This window comes from Shewanella sp. 5S214 (genome assembly GCF_041439795.1).
Classification (GTDB): domain Bacteria; phylum Pseudomonadota; class Gammaproteobacteria; order Enterobacterales; family Shewanellaceae; genus Shewanella; species Shewanella vesiculosa.
This window is the reverse complement of the sequence record NZ_JBGOOV010000042.1, coordinates 7,802-27,387: the sequence shown is the minus strand read 5'-3', so window position 1 is coordinate 27,387 and position 19,586 is coordinate 7,802. Positions and strand designations below refer to the sequence as shown.

General features: G+C 41.6%; 20 protein-coding genes. 11 read left to right on the top strand and 9 right to left on the bottom strand.

Annotation, left to right across the window (positions count from 1 at the left end; all coding sequences use genetic code 11):
- Positions 1-328: 328 nt before the first annotated feature.
- The 4 genes from ACED29_RS19880 (at position 329) to ACED29_RS19865 (ending at position 3,093) form a co-directional block, all read left to right on the top strand.
- Complete coding sequence (locus ACED29_RS19880; RefSeq protein WP_273059841.1) at positions 329-970, top strand: peroxiredoxin; 642 nt, start codon at positions 329-331, stop codon at positions 968-970.
- Positions 971-1,036: 66 nt separating this feature from the next.
- Positions 1,037-1,906 carry an MBL fold metallo-hydrolase gene (locus tag ACED29_RS19875; RefSeq protein ID WP_182697393.1) on the top strand — a complete coding sequence of 290 codons (870 nt, stop codon included), beginning with the start codon at positions 1,037-1,039 and terminating at the stop codon, positions 1,904-1,906.
- A gap of 17 nt (positions 1,907-1,923) precedes the next feature.
- Complete coding sequence (locus tag ACED29_RS19870) at positions 1,924-2,673, top strand: sulfite exporter TauE/SafE family protein (protein ID WP_371698537.1); 750 nt, start codon at positions 1,924-1,926, stop codon at positions 2,671-2,673.
- Between the two features lie 15 nt (positions 2,674-2,688).
- On the top strand, positions 2,689-3,093 hold the full coding sequence (locus ACED29_RS19865; protein WP_124014907.1) for a rhodanese-like domain-containing protein: 405 nt from the start codon (positions 2,689-2,691) through the stop codon (positions 3,091-3,093).
- A 111-nt stretch (positions 3,094-3,204) separates the two neighbouring features.
- On the opposite strand, the gene ACED29_RS19860 is transcribed toward ACED29_RS19865, so the two are convergent.
- The 3 genes from ACED29_RS19860 to ACED29_RS19850 form a co-directional block, all read right to left on the bottom strand.
- Positions 3,205-4,071 carry an MBL fold metallo-hydrolase gene (locus ACED29_RS19860; RefSeq protein WP_371698535.1) on the bottom strand — a complete coding sequence of 289 codons (867 nt, stop codon included), beginning with the start codon at positions 4,069-4,071 and terminating at the stop codon, positions 3,205-3,207.
- Positions 4,072-4,327: 256 nt separating this feature from the next.
- Positions 4,328-4,972, bottom strand: coding sequence for a DUF3365 domain-containing protein (locus tag ACED29_RS19855; protein ID WP_371698534.1), 645 nt, complete (start codon positions 4,970-4,972; stop codon positions 4,328-4,330).
- The gene (locus tag ACED29_RS19850; protein WP_182742281.1) at positions 4,950-6,257 is read right to left on the bottom strand and encodes an NAD(P)/FAD-dependent oxidoreductase; all 1,308 of its coding nucleotides are present in this window, start codon (positions 6,255-6,257) and stop codon (positions 4,950-4,952) included. Before ACED29_RS19850 ends, ACED29_RS19855 begins: the two co-directional genes overlap by 23 nt.
- Positions 6,258-6,514: 257 nt before the next feature.
- On the opposite strand from ACED29_RS19850, the gene ACED29_RS19845 reads away from it, so the two are divergent.
- Complete coding sequence (locus tag ACED29_RS19845) at positions 6,515-7,837, top strand: sigma-54-dependent Fis family transcriptional regulator (protein ID WP_259395597.1); 1,323 nt, start codon at positions 6,515-6,517, stop codon at positions 7,835-7,837.
- A 26-nt stretch (positions 7,838-7,863) separates the two neighbouring features.
- On the opposite strand, the gene ACED29_RS19840 is transcribed toward ACED29_RS19845, so the two are convergent.
- From ACED29_RS19840 to ACED29_RS19830, 3 genes are all read right to left on the bottom strand, one after another.
- Positions 7,864-8,388 (bottom strand): NifB/NifX family molybdenum-iron cluster-binding protein, encoded by a 525-nt coding sequence (locus ACED29_RS19840; RefSeq protein WP_182697398.1) that lies wholly within the window; start codon positions 8,386-8,388, stop codon positions 7,864-7,866.
- A gap of 284 nt (positions 8,389-8,672) precedes the next feature.
- Complete coding sequence (locus tag ACED29_RS19835; protein ID WP_182722964.1) at positions 8,673-9,929, bottom strand: Y-family DNA polymerase; 1,257 nt, start codon at positions 9,927-9,929, stop codon at positions 8,673-8,675.
- A 6-nt stretch (positions 9,930-9,935) separates the two neighbouring features.
- Positions 9,936-10,349, bottom strand: coding sequence for a LexA family transcriptional regulator (locus ACED29_RS19830; RefSeq protein ID WP_124014913.1), 414 nt, complete (start codon positions 10,347-10,349; stop codon positions 9,936-9,938).
- Positions 10,350-10,652: 303 nt separating this feature from the next.
- On the opposite strand from ACED29_RS19830, the gene ACED29_RS19825 reads away from it, so the two are divergent.
- The 4 genes from ACED29_RS19825 to ACED29_RS19810 are packed head-to-tail and all read left to right on the top strand — an operon-like array spanning position 10,653 to position 14,104.
- Positions 10,653-11,765: an ABC transporter permease gene (locus ACED29_RS19825; RefSeq protein WP_182722965.1), complete on the top strand. Its 1,113-nt coding sequence runs from the start codon at positions 10,653-10,655 to the stop codon at positions 11,763-11,765.
- Positions 11,766-11,767: 2 nt separating this feature from the next.
- Positions 11,768-12,532 carry an ABC transporter ATP-binding protein gene (locus ACED29_RS19820; RefSeq protein ID WP_124014915.1) on the top strand — a complete coding sequence of 255 codons (765 nt, stop codon included), beginning with the start codon at positions 11,768-11,770 and terminating at the stop codon, positions 12,530-12,532.
- Positions 12,529-13,500, top strand: a complete 972-nt coding sequence (locus ACED29_RS19815) for an MlaD family protein (RefSeq protein WP_371698531.1) — start codon at positions 12,529-12,531, stop codon at positions 13,498-13,500. Before ACED29_RS19820 ends, ACED29_RS19815 begins: the two co-directional genes overlap by 4 nt.
- A 19-nt stretch (positions 13,501-13,519) precedes the next feature.
- Positions 13,520-14,104, top strand: a complete 585-nt coding sequence (locus tag ACED29_RS19810; protein ID WP_371698529.1) for a membrane integrity-associated transporter subunit PqiC — start codon at positions 13,520-13,522, stop codon at positions 14,102-14,104.
- A gap of 174 nt (positions 14,105-14,278) precedes the next feature.
- Here the strand turns inward: ACED29_RS19810 and ACED29_RS19805 are convergent, their stop codons facing one another.
- Both ACED29_RS19805 and ACED29_RS19800 read right to left on the bottom strand, forming a co-directional pair.
- The gene (locus ACED29_RS19805) at positions 14,279-14,962 is read right to left on the bottom strand and encodes an RES family NAD+ phosphorylase (RefSeq protein WP_371698528.1); all 684 of its coding nucleotides are present in this window, start codon (positions 14,960-14,962) and stop codon (positions 14,279-14,281) included.
- Positions 14,946-15,335 (bottom strand): antitoxin Xre-like helix-turn-helix domain-containing protein, encoded by a 390-nt coding sequence (locus ACED29_RS19800; RefSeq protein WP_371698526.1) that lies wholly within the window; start codon positions 15,333-15,335, stop codon positions 14,946-14,948. The genes ACED29_RS19805 and ACED29_RS19800 overlap by 17 nt, the downstream gene beginning before the upstream one ends.
- 290 nt (positions 15,336-15,625) lie before the next feature.
- Here ACED29_RS19800 and ACED29_RS19795 point away from each other — a divergent pair, with 290 nt between their 5' ends.
- Positions 15,626-17,695 carry a M13 family metallopeptidase gene (locus ACED29_RS19795; RefSeq protein WP_371698524.1) on the top strand — a complete coding sequence of 690 codons (2,070 nt, stop codon included), beginning with the start codon at positions 15,626-15,628 and terminating at the stop codon, positions 17,693-17,695.
- A gap of 552 nt (positions 17,696-18,247) precedes the next feature.
- Positions 18,248-18,769, top strand: a complete 522-nt coding sequence (locus ACED29_RS19790; protein ID WP_124014921.1) for an NADPH-dependent FMN reductase — start codon at positions 18,248-18,250, stop codon at positions 18,767-18,769.
- A gap of 406 nt (positions 18,770-19,175) precedes the next feature.
- Here ACED29_RS19790 and ACED29_RS19785 read toward each other — a convergent pair whose 3' ends face one another.
- Positions 19,176-19,382 carry a hypothetical protein gene (locus ACED29_RS19785; protein ID WP_124014922.1) on the bottom strand — a complete coding sequence of 69 codons (207 nt, stop codon included), beginning with the start codon at positions 19,380-19,382 and terminating at the stop codon, positions 19,176-19,178.
- Positions 19,383-19,586 lie beyond the last annotated feature (204 nt).

Below are 19,586 nucleotides of genomic sequence, written 5' to 3'. Positions count from 1 at the left end.
GCAGCAGTGTTTCTGATCTCGTGGATTGGGTTCTGGGTTTATTACCATCAATAACTGACCTCTCTATGCCATATTTGTCACCATTATTGTCGCTGGTGTCATTTATGACAAAGCATAGCGAGACGATAGTCGCTATTAGATAACACCGATATCAAGCCTTATAAAGTTAACTGATATTAAAGTGCTATTTTTCAATATCTTATAAATAATATTCCAATAAGACCTCGCACCAAGCTAACTTGGCTTGCCAATTGCTATTACTAAGCATGTTTGCAATCTATTTTACAGATTAGACAGGTTTTAAGTTAACCACTACTGGAGTAATAACATGACTGATTCTATTGTTTCTTTTCCACAATTAAACCGACCAGCACCTGCATTTAATACCAAGACGACTCATGGTATGCGTTCTCTCACTGACTATAAAGGCAAGTGGTTGGTGTTATTCTCGCATCCAGCAGATTTCACCCCTGTATGTACTACTGAGTTTATGGGATTTGCACAACACGCTGCAGAGTTTGCTGAGATTAATACCGAATTATTGGGTCTATCTATCGACAGTATTCACTCTCATATTGCTTGGGTACGTAATATTGAAGAAAACTTTGGTGTTGAAATTACCTTCCCTATTATCTCCGATTTATCAATGGCAGTGGCTAAAGCCTACGGCATGATCCAACCTGGCGCGAGTGATACCGCCGCTGTGCGTGCAACTTTCATTATCGATCCTGAAGGTATATTACGTGCCATGGTCTATTACCCAATGAGCAACGGCCGTTCTATTAGCGAATTTGTTCGTTTAGTCAAAGCATTGCAAACCAGCGACGCCAATGGCGTAGCGACTCCAGAAAACTGGCAGCCTGGTGATGACGTTATTGTCCCCCCACCAGCCACTACTGCTGAAGCCAAAGCCCGTTTAAGCCAAGGTTATGAATACACTGATTGGTATTTCAGCAAAAAATCGCTTTAATTTTGCCGGCACAGGGATCTAAGTTCCTGTGCATCTTTTACATAGGATTAATATAGGAACTTTATAATGAACTCTACTTTTAGTGTCCATGAGTTTTTAGATGATGACAGTGAAACGTTCACTTATGTCGTTGCCGATAATGCCACTTCATATGCCGTTATTATTGACCCTGTTTTAGATTTTGATTACAAGTCAGGTCGTACTGATACTCGAAGTGCCAAACGAGTTTTACATTGGATTGAACGTCAAAACTTGACGGTGAAATGGATATTAGAAACCCATGCCCATGCAGACCATCTATCTGCTGCCAGTTTTATATGTGACAAAGTCGGTGGCAAAATAGGCATTGGCGAGCATATCACCGAAGTTCAAGATACTTTTAAAAGCATATTTAATCTTGAGGCGAGTTTTTTGCCGAATGGCAGTCAATTTGATCGACTATTTAAACATGGTGATCGGCTACAAGTCGGTGATATGACCATACGCATTATGCATACTCCAGGGCACACACCTGCCGATTTAGCCTACATCATTAACGAACAAGCCGCTTTTGTAGGTGACACTATCTTTATGCCTGATGTGGGGACTGCGCGATGCGATTTCCCTGGTGGCGATGCCAATACCTTATATGACTCAATCCAGACATTATTTAGTTTGCCAGACTCGACCGACATTTATGTGTGCCATGACTACCCTACTGAAGGCCGTGACCACCAATTTAAAACTCAAATCAGTCAACAAAAACAACACAATATTCATGTTAACGACACCATGTCAAAAGCCGATTTTGTTGCTTTGCGACAAAAACGAGACGCCACGTTAGCCATGCCAAGGCTGATATTGCCATCGATTCAAGTCAACATTCGTGCAGGAAAAATGCCTGATGCTGAAGACAATGGCACAGTCTATTTAAAAATCCCGATTAACCTTCTTTAAACCTAAGAGTCATCAAAATGATACAAGCAATTATTGGCGCATTATTGATTGGTTTAGTGCTGAGTGTATTGGGCTCTGGAGGCTCAATTATTACGGTTCCAGTGTTGTTATATCTTATTGGTATGCAACCACAATTAGCCATAGCTTCATCATTATGTATCGTTGGTGTAATCAGTTTAATCAGCAGTATGCGTTTCATTAAGCATAAAAAGGTTTCTTGGCGTCATGTGTTCTTATTTGGTTTACCTGGCATGTCGGGGACTTACTTAGGTGCTTGGACTAGCACTTTTGTGACCAGTGACATTCAACTGACTGTGTTTGTCATTTTAATGCTTATGGGTGCCGTCATGATGTGGCGTAATCAATCAAGTCGATGTAAAGCAGGCACGCTGGATGTGACCAAAATCCTCTTACAAGGCTTAGGGGTCGGTGTTGTGACTGGTTTTGTTGGTGTTGGTGGCGGCTTTTTAATTGTGCCGGCTTTGGTGATCCTCGGTGGTATTGATATTGGACTCGCGATTGGCACCAGCTTACTGATTATTACCATGAATTCATTCGTTGGCTTTATAAAATACTACTCATTGCTTTCAGATAAAGGGCTTGAGTTTGACTGGTCGGTTATTGGGATCATGATTGCTGGCGGGTTTGTCGGCAGTATTGCAGGTCAATGGATAAGCCAATATTTACCTAAAGCAATATTACAGAAAATATTTGCCGTGTTTTTAGTCTTAATGGCGCTATTTATCCTAACTAAATCTATTATTTAATATCACGAGGTACACATGAAAACTGCTCAAGAATACATAAGTGAAATCAAAGCTAACATTATCGAAGTGAGTACCCATGATTTACTCACGGCAATGCTTAACCCTGATGTGGTTATTATCGATGTCCGTGAACACGAAGAATTTTTATTAGGCCATATCGAAGGTGCAGTAAATTTCCCTCGTGGTGTATTAGAGATGAAAATACACGAGCATCCTTTGGTCAGTCACCATTGCGAATGGGTTTTAGCATTAAATGAATTAGCAGAAAAAGAGATATTTCTGATTTGCCGTACTGGTGGTCGCTCCGCACTTGCTGCCGATTCATTACAAAATATGGGCTTTAAAAAACCACTATCTGTGGCAGGTGGTATGGTGCAATGGCAACAAGATGGATTTCCATTAGTGCCGTATAAGGTTTAAATCACAGTAAGCTAGATATGCTCTGGCTAATGGCTGATATCTTTCACTGCCATTAGCTGGAGGCCGTTTATTTGACCACTAATTGGTAAGATGATTATTTTCGTGATGTGATCACAATTGATTTAGCGGTATTTTAATATAATAGTTATCTTCACCTTCTATGGGTGAAATATTGCCTGCACGAATATTGATTTGGATTGCGGGTAGTAGCAAAGCTGGAGCATCAGCATTTATATGACGTTGTTGATGTAACTGAACAAACTCAGTAAGAGTGACTTTACCCCCTACAACGCGGTTATTCCTTTTTTGCGCAATAACCGATGTTTCTAATTGATTCTCCGCGTTTTTTTCTGTAGGTGGATAATGTCCTACAAATACACGGGTACAATTTGGCAATGCTAATATCCGTTGAATTGAATGGTATAAGGTGGTTGCACAGCTATCTGGGAATTCAGTACTCGCAGTCCCTAACTCAGGTGTCGATAAGGTATCACCGACAAACACTGTGTCTTCAATAAGATAGCTAACACAAGCTGGTGTATGGCCCGGAGTGTGCATTACGTGAATATTTAAATGACCGAATTTAATCAATTCTTCATCGACAAACAGTTGGTCAAACTGCTCACCATTACACTGAAAGCTTTCATCAAGATTAAGTAATCGCTTAAACGTGTGCTGGATTTTGGTGATATTCTCGCCAATTCCCGTTATCCCTCCTCGATTTTTCTTGATATAGCATGCCGCTGAAATATGATCATCATGGGCATGCGTTTCTAAAATCCATTCAATTTCATATCCATGTTTATCGATATGCTCAATCAGCATATCGGCAAAATGGGTACTTATGGTTCCAGAGGCGATATCAAAGTCTAAAACAGGATCGATTATGGCACTTTGACGTGTAGCAAGATCCGTCACCACATAAGTAATCGTATGGCTAACGTGATGATAAAAAGGATCGATGCGGATTTTGCTCATGACACATTACTCCCAACAAAATCCCTTGGGCATTTGTTAGATAAAACCTCATATGAATATCGGTCACATTCGCAACATCATTTATCGTTGACTGAGGAAGTTTGATTATTACAGTATAATGTTAAGTCAAATCATCATCTTTTACTGCGAATTATGTCGCAATAAATTGCGAACGAATCAACTCACTATGATTTAGGTTTTGCGTAATAAGACTTAACGTTTATTAAGCCTTATTACGTCATTATTTACGTCTTTATTAGGGTTTGGCTGTCATCGGCGATACTGGATCACTGATGACTTTTTGCAATGAAAATGCACCTCTAATATCACCAAGGGCAAAGTTAATTGCTTTATCATCAGGATAGGTTTTATTAATCAATGCACTCAGTTCAGGGTTAATATTACTGCCATGACAACCTAAGCATAACTCTTGAGTTGGAATGGCTTTCATATAACGAAACTCAGTATTATCGCCATTAACAATATACTCGCTGGCCACTATCGGTTTATCAACGGATTGCTGTCCTGAAGACTGAATGGCTTCAAACTTTTGTAATTGTGCTAACTCCCATGCATCTGGCGTATTGTCTGAATTACGCACCCGCAAACTGGTTCGAGCGAGCGTCCAGCCTTGTTTCGAATTCTGTGCAGTAATGGCAGGCGCTACCGACTTACACACAGACACAGCATTGGGCAATCCACCTTGCTTTATGGCTGCCTGTAACTGACCTTTTAATGTTTGGCTAAATTCGGCAATACGCTCATTAGCCTCTTGCTCAAGCATTTGTTGTTCGGTTAATGATGCTGCTTGGCTAACACTGGTCATACTCGCGAGTATTAGTAAAGCGGCTAATTTGCCAGATCCTGCCACGTGTTGATTACAATTCTTTGCTAATGTCATTATCATCATCCTCTGCTTCTAGGCGCGTGATCCCCATGAGTTTCAACGCATATTTTTCGTATAATGGTTCACTGCTACCAGTCTTCATTTTTCGTAGAAAGTATTTTTCAAAACCAATTTTGGCAAAATGTGCCCATTTCCCTTTTTTAAACCAAGAGACGTTACGCGGTGCTATTTGAGGCATTGCCACAAATACTGCACCTGTGTCACCCATATCAGCAATACAAATTGCATTCCAAGTGCCTTTACTTTTAGGCGGGCTGTTTTCAATAATAATGCTATGCAAATTGTGAGCGATTGCAGTCATCATCGACTCAATCATGTAACCTGTTTTTGGCATTCCGGTTGGGACTGGCGTTATTTCTGCTGGCGGGATTGCCACACAAACGCCACCCGCAAAAATATTACTAAATGTTGGTGAACGTTGATGTTCATCGGTAATAACAAAGCCTTTAGGGTTACATAGTCCTTCAACATTCGCGACAGCATCAATACCAGCAAATGGGGGGATTAACATTGAATGTTGAAATGGCAATGAGTGAGAAAAATCAACATTCCCCTTTCTATCAAGCTCTGAAATATGCATCACGCCCTCCTCTACAGAGTCAACCGTGGCATTGCATATCCATTTTATATCTCTTTGGCGTAACTCAGACTCGAGCATTGATTTTGAATCACCAACGCCACCTAAACCTAAATGCCCAACATAAGGCTCGCTAGTGACAAAATGAATTGGCACTTTGCTTCGAATGCCGGCATCACGTAACACCTTGTCTAAAATAAACACGTATTCATAAGCAGGCCCAAAGCAGCTTGCACCTTGAAATGCCCCCACGATCACTGGACCCGGATTAGCTAACAGTTTATCGACATCAACTTTGCACTCTACTGCATGTTCAAGTGTGCAAATAGATTGAGTAAAGTGTTCAGGGCCTGCTCCAGGTATAGTGTTAAATGCCAGTTTAGGACCGGTTGCGATAACCAAATAGTCATAGTCAATAATGTCTTCATCAACAGTTATGAGTTGATTTTTTTCAGTATCAATTTTAGTCACTCTGGCACATTTAAATTCTATTTTTTTATCTGCTAAGTGTTTTTCTATCTGGAACGTAATGGCTTTAGGTTCTCGCCACCCAACGGCAATCCAAGGATTAGAAGGGGTAAAACGAAATGTATCATGTTCGTTAACCATTAAAACTTGATGGTCCTTACCCAAAATCTCTTTTATTTCGTATGCGGCTGGCATGCCACCAGTACCGGCACCTATCACAACAATTTTAGCCATTGAATGTTCTCCCCATTTACAGTGTCTTTGAACTCAATACGGCCATCAGACATGTATATTAGAGCTATACAAAGCTTGTGCCAGATCACATCTTAAATTTTAAGGCAATGAAATCAGTTACCTAAAACCAACCAATGTTTAGGTAATGTAAATGAAAGGTTACCAAGTGACAAATATGGCATTGACGTGACAATTATGGCACCTATAATGACATATTAGAATTAACTGATGCATATATAGACAAGCGAGAGCAATAAATGGATAACACTACCGTAGTCCAATCGATGATAAACGCGATTGATAAACCGGCAATATTTATTACCCCAGACTATGTCATACATGCGGTCAATGAAGCCTATGCAGAAACATATGAGACCAAAGTGATATTGGGTCAAAGTAAGTGTCATCAGATTTCCCATCACAGTAACGAACCTTGTGACAAACACGGCGAAGATTGCCCTTTACAGCAATGCCTGAGTACGACTAGAGCAGCCAATGCGATGCATATCCATAGCACTGCTCATGGCAAGTCATATTGCGATATTTTAATGAAACCGATTAAAGATAATGATGGCCAAATCTTAGGGTTTCTAGAGATTCTAGATGCTATTGATTATGCATCGATCGAATCTAAAAAAGGCACTATGGTCGGTCAATCCGCGCCGTTTAAGGAAATGCTCAATCGGATAAATCGCGCCTCTCAATCCAACATTGCAGTACTATTGCAAGGTGAAACAGGCGCTGGTAAAGAGCTGGTCGCCAAAGCTGTACATCAGGCCAGCAGTAGAAGTGATAAGCCATTTGTGGTGATTGAATGTACCGGACTGAGTGAGAATCTATTCGAAAGTGAATTATTTGGCTATGAAAAAGGTGCCTTTACCGGGGCGACCACCAGCAAAAAAGGTCTGATTGAAATCGCCCATGGTGGGACGGTGTTTTTTGATGAAATTGGCGACGTACCAATGAATATGCAAGTCAAGTTACTCAGATTACTTGAAACTCAATGCTATCGCGCCGTTGGGGGATTAAAACAAAAACGTTCTGATTTTAGATTAGTCAGCGCCAGCCATAAAAATTTACTCGATTTAGTTGAAAAAGGAGAATTCAGACGTGATTTGTATTATCGCATTGCAGGATTTCCGATTTACTTACCCTCGTTACGTGAACGCCATGATGATATTCCAACGCTCGTTAATCACTTTATTAAATATTCTGAATACAAGCATAAAAAGTTTTCAGCTAATGCGTTAACCTTACTCAGTCGTTATGCCTATCCAGGTAATATTCGTGAATTGAAAAACATTATTGAGCAATCAGCATTAATAGCCAACGAAGATATGATCCACAGCAGTGATTTACCTGAAATTGTTCAACCTAATCACCTGTCGACCGAAGAAAACAATTCCCTAAAAACGGCAACCACGATCATGTCATTAGATGACGTTGAGTATAGGTATCTTTTTCAGGTCTGTGAGCAATTTCAAGGGTCTCCAGCAGAATTAGCCATTAAGCTTAATATCAGTGTTCGTACCTTATATCGTAAATTACAGCGCTATGATTTAAAACTAACAGCGCTGTAAGCACATCACTTCGACCTGCGCATTCACTAATGTTGGTGCATGAGTGAGTGCTTTTTATTACAACAAGGTTTCATCATGGCGCTTTCTGCGCCTGCTTTAGTTTCACAGCAACGTTTCGCCTCAGGTCCACTGTGACAGCCCGCTTCTCCATCAGCATGATCATGATCGCAACAACCGCCATTAGCTTGCTTAGCAATATGTTTCACTGACGGACGCCCCTGACTTACCTGGGTATATTGTTCACAGTCGGATAAAACAGCAGCCGCAAAATGCTGTAACTCTGTACGGCCGTTTTTTGCATGAAATACACTCAAATTCTGGTTTAGTAGCTTAGACAATAACTGCTGGCCAATATTACGTATGATCACCCGATTCGCGCCTTGTGCCAGTATCAAACTGACTAATTGCTGCTTGCCCTCACATCCATCGAGTAAAGCTGGGTTGGTAAAACGCCCGACTACTTGAGCTTGGTCATTAATAAACAGTACCTCATCGGCTTTGCTAAAATGGTTGGAAATATTTTCCGCTTTCATGGGTATGGCTGTAATCATTGGGGCTGTCCTCACTGTATAATATTCAATTTTATCAACGATATACCTTTTGGTTTAAACGGCATAAATGGTTATGGTTGATGACATTAATGCTTGCCATTATCGATTAATAGTAATTGGCATATGCTATATATACGCCGATTAATGGCATATGCTAATTAGCGTTGATATTTTGTGACCGGTGCCACGCTTAGCTCAATATCAATATCAATATCAATAATCGAATCAGTGATTTCTATTTTATTTGCTCAATGACAATCTTAATGATGGAACTCATAAAAATATTAACATTTAATCTTGGGTAAGCATTTCCATTGAGTTGAATATTGAGGAGTAAGCAAATCACGACGCATTGCCCACTTTTGTTGTATTCCTTGTGCAGCAAGAAACACAGTATCGCGGCCATAACGTTGGTTGATGCTATCAAGGGTATGCATGAGGGCATAATCGACCTTAGCAGGATTGAATAAATCAAATTGAAAATATTTCTCGCTGGCTAAATCAACGAGGCCTACGCCAATTTTGTAATACCGCACACCGACGCGAAACAACCTTGGTGCAGCTTGTCTAAGCGCTTTGGTGAGTTCAACAGAGCAATGTGTCGGGCAAGGGAAATGGACAATGACCTTATCACTCACGGGCCGTTCGTCATGGGGGGAATTACTGGCAAACAGCAACATGGTTTTGCAATACGAGCCTTGCTGACGCGCTTTAAGCGCCGCGATAGCGATATGTTTGCTCAATGCCTGTAATAGCAATTCATAGTCAGTGATGCGCTCACCAACACTACGAGTCGAGAAAATTTGTTTTTTATCTGCCCTTGCCTCATCCCATTGTTTACAGACTTGACCATTCAGTTCACGAACGGTTCGCTCTATTTCAATACTAAATTGTTTTCTCGCAAGGCTCGGTGGCATACAGGCAAGATCATATGCGCTGCGAATATTCATTACTTCAAGTTTTTTACTTATGCGCCTACCAATGCCCCATACATCACCGACCGCAAGCTGACGCAAAATGTCAGTGCGTTGCTGCAATGTCTCAATTACGCAAACACCTTGGTATCCTGGAATTTTTTTAGCGGCATGATTGGCTATCTTGGCTAAGGTCAAGGTGTCGCCCATACCGACACAGACGGGTAAACGCGCTTCTTTCCAAACCGTACGACGGATTAACTGACCATGGGTATGCAGACATTTAATCGCGGGGTAACTGTGTTTAAACGACAGGAAACATTCATCGATGGAGTACACATGCTGATCGGGCGCAAAGCGGCCTATTATCGCCATCATTTTTGCTGATAAATCGGCATAGAGCTCATAGTTAGATGAACACACAATCACATTACGCTCGGCACATAGCGCTTTAACTTGAAAATAGGGTAGAAATTTTTGTATGCCCGCTTCTTTTGCTTGTCGATTAGCAGCCACAATACAACCGTCGTTATTGCTCAGTACAATGATGGGTTTACCACGCCAATCAGGGCGAAATACCTGTTCAGCACTGCAATAAAAAGCATTGGCATCAACTAAGGCAAACATTGTTGCTTACCCTTGGTGGCTAACAAACATGGGGCTTTGGCGATGACAACGAATTGAGCGGATCACCACACCTTCAATACTAAAGTCATCATAATCGCAAATGGTTACTGGTAAATGTTGCTCATGAGATGACACTAGCATTCGCCGTTGCAGATCGAGAATTTTACACACAAATTCACCATTAAAATTAGCCACAATCACGTCGCCACTTTTAGCCGTTTCATGACGATCGACAATCAGTAAGTCGCCATCGAATATCCCAACACCTTGCATTGACTCACCTTGGGCTAAGCCGATAAAAGTCGAACTTGGATGTTGCACTAACATCTCATCAAGACTGAGGCCTAATTGAAGATACTCAGCAGCAGGGCTTTCAAAACCGGTAATGCCAGCACTGGCGACAATGGGAATAAAGCGCATACGCTAACCTCGTACAGTTATGCCGAATACTGTATAAAAACACAGTACCATTTATAGGGTACATAGTAGCGCTAAATTTTGTCTGTGCAAGTTTATTTATGTTAAATCGCGATATGCAAGCGGCATATTTAGCCATTGAAGGTTGTTATTAGCCAGCTAGATAGCGTTATCAGTTTAATAGTTAATGAGTTTATTTGTTCAAGGTCAAAATACAATCTGAGCGATTGGTCTACACTTGTGATCAGTACAACAATGAACTTGATGCAAATATACACTTGATTGCTACTTTTTTTGGGGTCTAGTATGACACTCGCCACATTTGATATCGACATGCACGATGACAACTGCGACCTGAGTCTTGCAGGTGATTGGCAATTAGGCCAAGCACCACTAGGTGCCGATATTTGTGCCGCCCTTCCCGCAACTTGCCATACTGTCAGATTAGTGACGACTGAATTATCTCAGTGGGATTCAAGCCTTGCCATTGCCTTATTACAATTATCCCGCTGGTGTGAACAACAAAAAATAGCCCTCAATATTCAAGATACCCCACAAGGATTACAACAATTACTGCAGCTAGCTACCGATGTGCCTGTGTATCAAACGGCGAATGATGGTGTCATTGGTGGCATGTGGGTCACGCTTCGTAAAGGCATGATTGTACAAGGCTTACAGGTGCACGATGGCTTAGTGTTTGTCGGGGAAAGCACGTTGGCATTAGGGCGTTGGTTAAGAGGTAAAGCCAGTACTCGGCGCAGTGATATCGTATTTTTTATTGAACAAGCAGGGCCTAAAGGACTGGCGATTGTCACTTTGATTAGTCTGCTAGTGGGAATGATTTTAGCCTATTTAGGTTCAGTGCAGCTGCGTCAGTTAGGTGCTCAGGTGTATGTCGCTAACCTAGTGGCGATTGGAATGGTACGCGAAATGGGCGCCTTGATGACAGGCGTCATTATGGCTGGCAGAACGGGAGCCGCGTATGCCGCTCAATTAGGCACCATGCAGGTCAATGAAGAGATTGATGCGCTGCGAGTCATGGGTATTTCCACCATGGAGTTTCTGGTGTTACCTCGCTTGTTGGCATTGATTTTCATTATGCCGTTAATGTGCATTTACTCTGACGTGATAGGCATGATCGGCGGTGCAGTAGTTGCCAATGGCATGGGCGTGAGTTACACCCAATATATTTTACAAACTCAGGTTGCCATTGATTGGGTAGACATATCCACCGGGTTGATAAAAAGCCTTATTTTTGGTTTTTTGATTGCGATTGCAGGTTGTCAGGCCGGGCTTAAATGCGGGCGAGATTCTAATGCCGTTGGTTTAGCCACGACCAGTGCTGTAGTTAAAGCCATTGTGTTTCTGGTGGTTTCCGATGCCGCGCTCAATATCTTATACGATAAGTTAGGGATCTAATTATGGTGGATGATGCCTTCATCAGTGTACGCAATCTTAGTGTCGGTTATGGTACGACCGAGGTACAAAAACAACTGAACTTCGAGATTAACAAAAATGATATCTTTTTTGTCATTGGCGGAAGCGGTTGCGGCAAAACAACCTTACTTAAATCAATGGTAGGATTGTTAACCCCACTTAAGGGAGAAGTACTTTATCAAGGTAAGAACTTTTATGACGCTGATGAACCAGCGCAAGTGGCCATGCTCAAAGACTGGGGGATCACGTTTCAAACTGGCGCGTTGTTTTCCAGTATGTCGCTTGCCGAAAATGTGGCTTTACCGTTACAACTGTATACCGACCTTTCGGAGCGGCAAATAGCAGAGGCTGTGGCATATAAGCTTGCTTTAGTCGGCTTAGCTGGATTTGAAAAATTTTACCCTGCCGAATTAAGTGGCGGTATGCATAAGCGTGCAGGCTTGGCACGCGCGATTGCACTGGATCCACAATTGTTATTTTTTGATGAGCCTTCAGCAGGCTTAGATCCCATTAGCTCTATGCGCTTAGATCACCTAATTGTGCAAATTTGCCAAGCACTGGACTCGACCGTGATTATCGTATCGCACGAGCTACCCAGTATATTGTCAATCGGCACCCGCTGTGTGTTTCTCGATAATCAAACCAATACCATGCTTGATTGTGGCGATCCGAGAGAATTAAAACTTAACAGTAGCCAAGCTCGAGTGCGACAATTTCTCAATAGGGCTGATAAAGTGGAGGCATCATGAGTAAAAGCCAGCGACTTCCTCTTGCTATTGGGGCCTTTATCTTTGGCGCGATTCTTTTAGTGTTTATTGCCCTGCTATTTTTTTCTGGTGGGCGAATATTTGCCGAAAAAGCGCCTGTGGTCATGTATTTCAATAACTCAGTACAAGGGCTTCAAGTCGGTGCGCCAGTGAAGTTAAAAGGCGTAATCATTGGTGAAATAAGCGATATTAGTATTGATTTCCCCAACGACAGTAGCCAAGGTGTCACGGCCTCAGTTCACGCCGATTTACTGTTGAAACGCATTAACCTTAAAGGCATACAAGTGGGAGAAGAGTTTTTCTCCCACGCGATAGAGAATGGCTTACGTGCTCAGCTGAATTATCTGAGTTTATTAACCGGACAACTCTATGTTGAGTTAGATTTTTATCCCAACACATCCGCACATTTTCATGATGACAAAGATTCATTATTGGAGCTACCAACCATAGCGACTGATTTCGAATCCTTGTTTAAAGATCTGCAATCATTGAACTTGAAAAACGTCATCACCAATGTGGATAAATTGGCTCAGCAACTTAGCGACATTGCCGCCAGTGGCAAAATACAGCAAGCGCTGGATAATTTTGATCGCGCTGCAACAGCCGTTAGAAACACCGCTGCGCATATCGATACAACTCAGGCGACATTAGGCACCAAGAGTGCCGAAGTACTGGCTAAACTAGATAGTTTACTAATGCAGTTGAATAAAGATGAACCGCAAATGGTTGAGTCTCTCAACCTCAGTTTAGCGGCACTGCACAAAACATTAGTCAGTATTGATCAGTTGGCGAATCAAGCAGGTAATTCTTTAGATCAAAACTCCCCACTCGTGATTGAATTAACCAATACATTGGCAGAGATTAGCCGCACAGCTCGGGCGTTACGTAGTTTAAGTGAAACCTTAGATGAGCAACCCGAGGCGATTATACGTGGTAAGCAAGGAGAATAATGTTATGAGGCTATCTTGGATGAGATCACTATATTGGAGTATGAGTTTATTGGCACTTAGCCTGATCAGCGGCTGCCAAAGCTCACCGCCAAAACAGTACTTTGTGTTAACCGCACCATCCTTGCAGATAGAGCCCGGCAGTACATCACTCGAATACGATATTGGCATTGGCCCTATTGAAATACCCGAGTACCTAAACTTTACTCAAATGGTATATCCGCTTGAAGATGGCAGCCTACAAAGAATGGCCAACAGCTACTGGGCTGAGCCATTAGATCAAGGTATCGGCCGTGTTGTGAGTATTAATCTCAACCAAAGCGATCATAGTCGTAAGTTAGTGTTATTCCCCTGGGGAGCAGAAAATAGCCCGCAGTACAGTGTCAAAATAAAGCTTATGAGCTTAAGCAGAGACAGTAACAATGTCAGACTAAATGTTTATTGGGATCTTATCGATAACCAAGTAAACCGACATATCACCCAGCAACACTTCACTGCTGTCACCAAAGCAGGAGCAACGGCGCCAGACATGGTTAGTGCATACAGCCATTTATTGGCTCAGTTATCTGAGCAAATCGATAAGTCACTGCAACAACTGCCAGATTAACCGGAAAGTTTAAGCATAAGAGATAATGCAATTTATAGAATAGTGAAGTTGATTCTAGATAGCGGCTTGAGCGCCTAACGTGTAAAAGATTTAGGTATTGAACGAGTTGTAGAATTAGATGTTCCCCATTTTACATTTGTTTATCTGAAAATGAGAACAGTTAAAAGGCTGCGGCTACTTAATCAAATTGACTTCTAATATGTGCTCAATCTTTTGCTTTTTACTACTCCAGATGTATTTGTAATGCCCACCTTGCTGTGGGATTGTGACGGCTTTAGGTTTGAATGCCGCAATACATTCACCACCACAGTCTCTTACACTACGATATACCAAACCGTTACTGTCACGGGCACGCAACGCTTTAGCAAATTGCTGTGCTATCGCGTAGTCATCTGCGTGTAAGTCATCAAATTGTTGGGATCTAATATCATGCAGTGCCAACGCGACTTGATTAATATAGCAACGCATAGTGAGTTCGGTATCGGGCTCATTAGTTGCGCGTAAAAACACTTCTCGGTGGTAAATGGTTTCAGCAAAGGCAGTATGTAACGTTTTAGCCGCATAATACACTCCAAATTGACAACCATCGGTAAAGCGTGATGGCGTACCAATATGGGTAAATGCCGCCATTATTGGCGAGGTTCCAATACCAGAAATACGTTGTTCTACTGGCACCAGGGCCAAGTCGCCTGCTTCTTCACGTAAGCGGTCGTTGGTGAGTGATTCAATAGCAAAAACTATCTCAAGCTCATCAGGGTTGGCGACCTGTTCAAATAAGTCGATAGGCGGAAAATGGCTGGGCACTAATCTGTACAGCTTATCAGCGTTAGGCTCAATGGTATTAACCTCTTTGTGCATCAAGGTATCTCCGCATATCACTCAAATTTATCATGCTACCTTTTAGCATATACTCCAAAGCTGTTTGATTATTAAAGGCTTGATTGACTTTTTGAGGCCAAGCATCGGCTTGATCTCTTGTCGGAAATAAACTCCCAAGGGCTTTATAAATGCCTAAAACGTATGAAATACGCTCCAAGGTATCTGGCGACAATGACGACACTTTACCTTTTTTCCAATTATAAAATGTCGACTCGGCCGGCCTACCTAACAGCACAATTTGATCTTTTGCTCTTACATGCCAAGCATCCATGATATTAAAAAACATCTTCAGCGCGACTTGGGCAGTTTTTTCAGGATTTTGCTGTAACACAGCTTGCTCAATTGCAGACATATCCAGCCCCTCAGAGATTTATACAGCGATATAAAGACGACTTATTACCACGACCAATAATACTCCACACATGGAGTTTATTCAAATTATACTATTTTTACGGTGTAAAATTATCGCGAGATAAGTGGTAAAGACCATAGTTAACAAGGAAGATTCATCGCTGAAATGTCTTATTAATAACCTAGTTGCTAAAATTTGCTAACAATTCAAATGTTGACATTTTGTGTCATTCTTTCAAGATGACGAAGCAAATAACTCTGTCAACACATTGGCTAAGGAATACGATAACAATGAATAGATCCTTAATTGCGATTGGATTAACCACTGCACTATTAGCAGGTTGTGGTGTATCTGATACAACGAATACTCAGGTTGCAGCCGTCACTTCCCCTGCTCCCGCTAAAGCTGAATTAGGTACTTTTGGTATTGACTTAACAGCGCGTAATGAAGCGGTTAAACCTGGCGATGACTTCTTTATGTATGCCAGTGGTCATTGGTACGACAACTTTGTCATGCCAGCAGACAAAACCCGTTACGGCGCATTTAATGCCTTAGCTGAGCGCAGTGAAGATCAAGTCAAAGCAATTATTGATGATATTGCTGGCCGCAGTGATTTAAATGCAGAAGAACAATTAATTGCTGATTTTTATCATGCCTATATGGATACCGAAACCATTAATAAGTTGGGTATCACACCAATTAAAGGCACCTTAGATCAAATAGCGGCAATCAACTCGACTCAAGACTTAACAAAAATATTCGGCGAAGCCTGGCTTACAGGTACATCATCACCTATTTGGGGTGGAATGTGGTTTAACCGTTTAGACCCTAATCAATATGAAATGACCATTGGCGCTGGTGGCTTGGGTTTACCAGACCGTTCATATTACCTAGAAGAAAGTGATCGCTTTGTGAATATTCGTAAAGCTTATGTTGAGCATATCGCTGCAATGCTGGCTTTTGCGGGGATAAAAGACGGTGAAAAACGTGCCGCGGCGATTCTTGCACTTGAAACTAAAATAGCACAAGCACAATGGCCTAGAGAGAAACGTCGTAATCGCGATTTAACCTTAAACCAACTTAAGCGCACAGATCTTGCTCAGCAATATCCTGGATTTAACTGGGATTTATATTTTGCACAAACAGGCTATCAAGTCCCTCAACTCAATATATCTGAACCTGAACCGGTTAAGGCTATCATTGACTTGATAAATCAACAGCCATTAAATGTATGGCAGGACTATCTGACCTACCACACGGTCAGTAATAATGCCGGATTATTATCAGAAGATATTTTCAATACTAACTTTGCTTTTTATGGCAAAGAGTTAACAGGCCAAGAACAACCTCGTCCACGTTGGAAACGCGCGGTAGAAGAAATGTCAGGCACTCAATCATTGGGCTTTGCAATCGGTAAAGTGTATGTATCACGTTACTTTCCTGAGTCGTCTAAGCAACAAATGGCCGAATTAGTTGAAAACTTACGCACAGCACTTGGACAGCGTATTGATGGTTTAGAGTGGATGGGCGATGAAACTAAAGTGAATGCCCATGCTAAATTAGCGGCATTTAACCCTAAAATTGGTTATCCAGATTCATGGCAAGAATTTGATGGTTTAACCCTGACTAAAAATGATTTAGTCGGTGATATTAAAAATCTGCGCAAATACTTCCAAGCCGACAGCGTAGCTGAAGAACTGGAAAAAACCGATCGTAATCGTTGGGGCATGACCCCGCAAACAGTCAATGCCTATTACAACAGCTCGTTTAATGAGATTGTGTTCCCTGCGGCTATATTACAACCGCCATTTTTTGATCCAAACGCAGATCCCGCGGTGAACTATGGCAGTATTGGTGCGGTCATTGGTCACGAAATGGGTCATGGATTTGATGATCAAGGCTCTAAATCAGATGCCAATGGTATTCAGCGTAATTGGTGGACCGACAAAGATCGTGCCGCCTTTGATGCTAAAGCCGATAAACTGGCTGAACAGTACAGCAAATATGAGCCTATTCCAGAAAACTTTGTCAACGGACGTAACAGTTTAGGTGAAAACATCGGCGACGTTGGTGGCTTATCAATGGCGTACCACGCTTATAAGTTGAGCTTAAAAGGTAAAGAAGCACCGGTTATTGATGGCGTTACTGGCGATCAACGCTTCTTTTTAGCTTGGGCTCAAGTGTGGAAAGAAAAACGCACCGAGCAAAGCATGTTAAGCCAACTTCGTGCTGGCACTCATGCACCAGGTCGTTACCGCGCCCTCGCCCCACGTAACCACGATGCTTGGTACAAAGCCTTTGATGTTAAACCCGGTGACGAGTTGTACTTACCTGAAGAGCAACGCGTTCGTATTTGGTAATTTAAGTAAAGATCTGCAATAAGTTGTCTTAGTTACAACACGCATCCGTCACAATGTAAAAATGCCAGTCAGTTAACTGACTGGCATTTTTTATCACTATCGGCACAAATGCTTGAACAAATATCAGCAACCTGATGACTCACATCAGAAACGAATGAAATGGATAATAGTGAAGTCTCAACAGTAGATACAAATTATCTCAAGATTGATCGATGACGGAATAACGTTTGAATATGTTTACGGCCTAGACATATTGGTTCATCGTCGCTGGCAATACAGTGTGAGCACTTTATAACTCGTTTAGGGATAGAAGTGTGTTAGTTATTTTATAAGTCAGAATGATTTCGAATAACCTTTAATATGAAAAAGTAATTGAATTACCTACAAATAGTGGCTAACTTCACTTGACCACTATACATCACCAAGCTGGGATACAGTGACTTTTACTTACTAATGGCGGTGTTACTTTAGCCCTCGCGCTGATAGGCGCGCCACCCTTAAAAAGCAATCTATACTGCACACTTGAAATAATATTGATCACAGGGAATTAAAATGAAAGTACTGACCTTCGGCACAAGCAACAGCAAAAACTCTATTAACAAAAAATTGGCTTTTTATGCCGCACAGCAAATCAACAACGCAGATATATCGCTAATCGACATTCATGACTTTGAAATGCCCATATACAGCGTAGACAGAGAAACTGAATTTGGTATTCCGCAATTAGCACACGATTTTTATAACGCGATTGGCGCAGCAGATACTATCGTGATGTCATTCGCTGAATACAATGGCTCATATACATCAGCCTATAAAAACCTGTTCGATTGGACATCTCGAATAGACATGAAAGTCTTTCAAAATAAACCGATTCTTATGCTGTCCACCTCGCCAGGTCCTGGAGGAGCGCAAAGTGTCTTAGCCGCAGCGCAAGCATCAGCGCCCTACTTTGCAGCAACAGTAATAGCCGCTATATCATTACCAAGCTTTTTTGATAATTTTGACTTAGAGGAAGGCGTCGTTACTGATAAGACATTCAATCAAAGTTTGCTTGCTGCAATCAGTAAATTCTAAGTTTGTCTTTTTGAGGGGATATTTTCCCTCTTAGGTAACTAACAATACAACAAGAGTCAGAATGCTTGAGCATATTATACAAAAAGAAAGCATTGATGAAATTATGTTTAAGGATTCTGACTACGAGTACAACAAAGCTGACTTCACCGATTCTGACCATGGCCTTTCACGTATATCTATATATTCCAAGGCATACAAGCGGCCATGGACGGCGCGAAACAGTATCTGCACATAAGCCCACTGCAGGTGATTGACTGTAATGAGGGTACAATCTTAAAGCCCATTCAACCAAACATTAAAAATGCTAAACCTTTATTTGGAGCCACTTTCTTTGGAGCATAAAAAGCCACTGGTGTAGCAATGGTCAGATTTAACTCTGATGCTAAATCGTGGCATATACTCACGACTAAAGCCGGATAAAGTAGGGTATCGCAACTAAAACAACGCCTATAATCAGTAAGCTAGTGACACTGGCAACAAAATAAGGAAACACAATTAACGCGATGCCAATACACAAGGGGACAATCGCACGTTGGCGTTTACCAAAAACAAAATAACCCATACCAATAGCGCCAAATAGAACACTCCACATGATCATTGATGCACTTCCCATCTCTAACCTCTTAGCTAACACCTGATAATTGACCATTATAATAAGGCTTTAAGATAATCATTGATCGTCTACTGCCCATCTTTAACCACTTAGTTAACGCCTGATAATTGACCATTATAATAAAGCGTTAAGATAATCATTGATCGTCTACTTCCCATCTCTAACCTCTTAGCTAACACCTGATAATTGACCATTATAATAAGG

Excerpts from the sequence above, each read along its gene's own strand:
- ACED29_RS19880 (WP_273059841.1), top strand. The coding sequence starts at position 329 with ATGACTGATTCTATTGTTTCTTTTCCACAATTAAACCGACCAGCACCT.
- ACED29_RS19875 (WP_182697393.1), top strand. The coding sequence starts at position 1,037 with ATGAACTCTACTTTTAGTGTCCATGAGTTTTTAGATGATGACAGTGAA.
- ACED29_RS19870 (WP_371698537.1), top strand. The coding sequence starts at position 1,924 with ATGATACAAGCAATTATTGGCGCATTATTGATTGGTTTAGTGCTGAGT.
- ACED29_RS19865 (WP_124014907.1), top strand. The coding sequence starts at position 2,689 with ATGAAAACTGCTCAAGAATACATAAGTGAAATCAAAGCTAACATTATC.
- ACED29_RS19860 (WP_371698535.1), bottom strand. The coding sequence starts at position 4,071 with ATGAGCAAAATCCGCATCGATCCTTTTTATCATCACGTTAGCCATACG.
- ACED29_RS19855 (WP_371698534.1), bottom strand. The coding sequence starts at position 4,972 with ATGACATTAGCAAAGAATTGTAATCAACACGTGGCAGGATCTGGCAAA.
- ACED29_RS19850 (WP_182742281.1), bottom strand. The coding sequence starts at position 6,257 with ATGGCTAAAATTGTTGTGATAGGTGCCGGTACTGGTGGCATGCCAGCC.
- ACED29_RS19845 (WP_259395597.1), top strand. The coding sequence starts at position 6,515 with ATGGATAACACTACCGTAGTCCAATCGATGATAAACGCGATTGATAAA.
- ACED29_RS19840 (WP_182697398.1), bottom strand. The coding sequence starts at position 8,388 with ATGATTACAGCCATACCCATGAAAGCGGAAAATATTTCCAACCATTTT.
- ACED29_RS19835 (WP_182722964.1), bottom strand. The coding sequence starts at position 9,929 with ATGTTTGCCTTAGTTGATGCCAATGCTTTTTATTGCAGTGCTGAACAG.
- ACED29_RS19830 (WP_124014913.1), bottom strand. The coding sequence starts at position 10,349 with ATGCGCTTTATTCCCATTGTCGCCAGTGCTGGCATTACCGGTTTTGAA.
- ACED29_RS19825 (WP_182722965.1), top strand. The coding sequence starts at position 10,653 with ATGACACTCGCCACATTTGATATCGACATGCACGATGACAACTGCGAC.
- ACED29_RS19820 (WP_124014915.1), top strand. The coding sequence starts at position 11,768 with ATGGTGGATGATGCCTTCATCAGTGTACGCAATCTTAGTGTCGGTTAT.
- ACED29_RS19815 (WP_371698531.1), top strand. The coding sequence starts at position 12,529 with ATGAGTAAAAGCCAGCGACTTCCTCTTGCTATTGGGGCCTTTATCTTT.
- ACED29_RS19810 (WP_371698529.1), top strand. The coding sequence starts at position 13,520 with ATGAGATCACTATATTGGAGTATGAGTTTATTGGCACTTAGCCTGATC.
- ACED29_RS19805 (WP_371698528.1), bottom strand. The coding sequence starts at position 14,962 with ATGCACAAAGAGGTTAATACCATTGAGCCTAACGCTGATAAGCTGTAC.
- ACED29_RS19800 (WP_371698526.1), bottom strand. The coding sequence starts at position 15,335 with ATGTCTGCAATTGAGCAAGCTGTGTTACAGCAAAATCCTGAAAAAACT.
- ACED29_RS19795 (WP_371698524.1), top strand. The coding sequence starts at position 15,626 with ATGAATAGATCCTTAATTGCGATTGGATTAACCACTGCACTATTAGCA.
- ACED29_RS19790 (WP_124014921.1), top strand. The coding sequence starts at position 18,248 with ATGAAAGTACTGACCTTCGGCACAAGCAACAGCAAAAACTCTATTAAC.
- ACED29_RS19785 (WP_124014922.1), bottom strand. The coding sequence starts at position 19,382 with ATGGGAAGTGCATCAATGATCATGTGGAGTGTTCTATTTGGCGCTATT.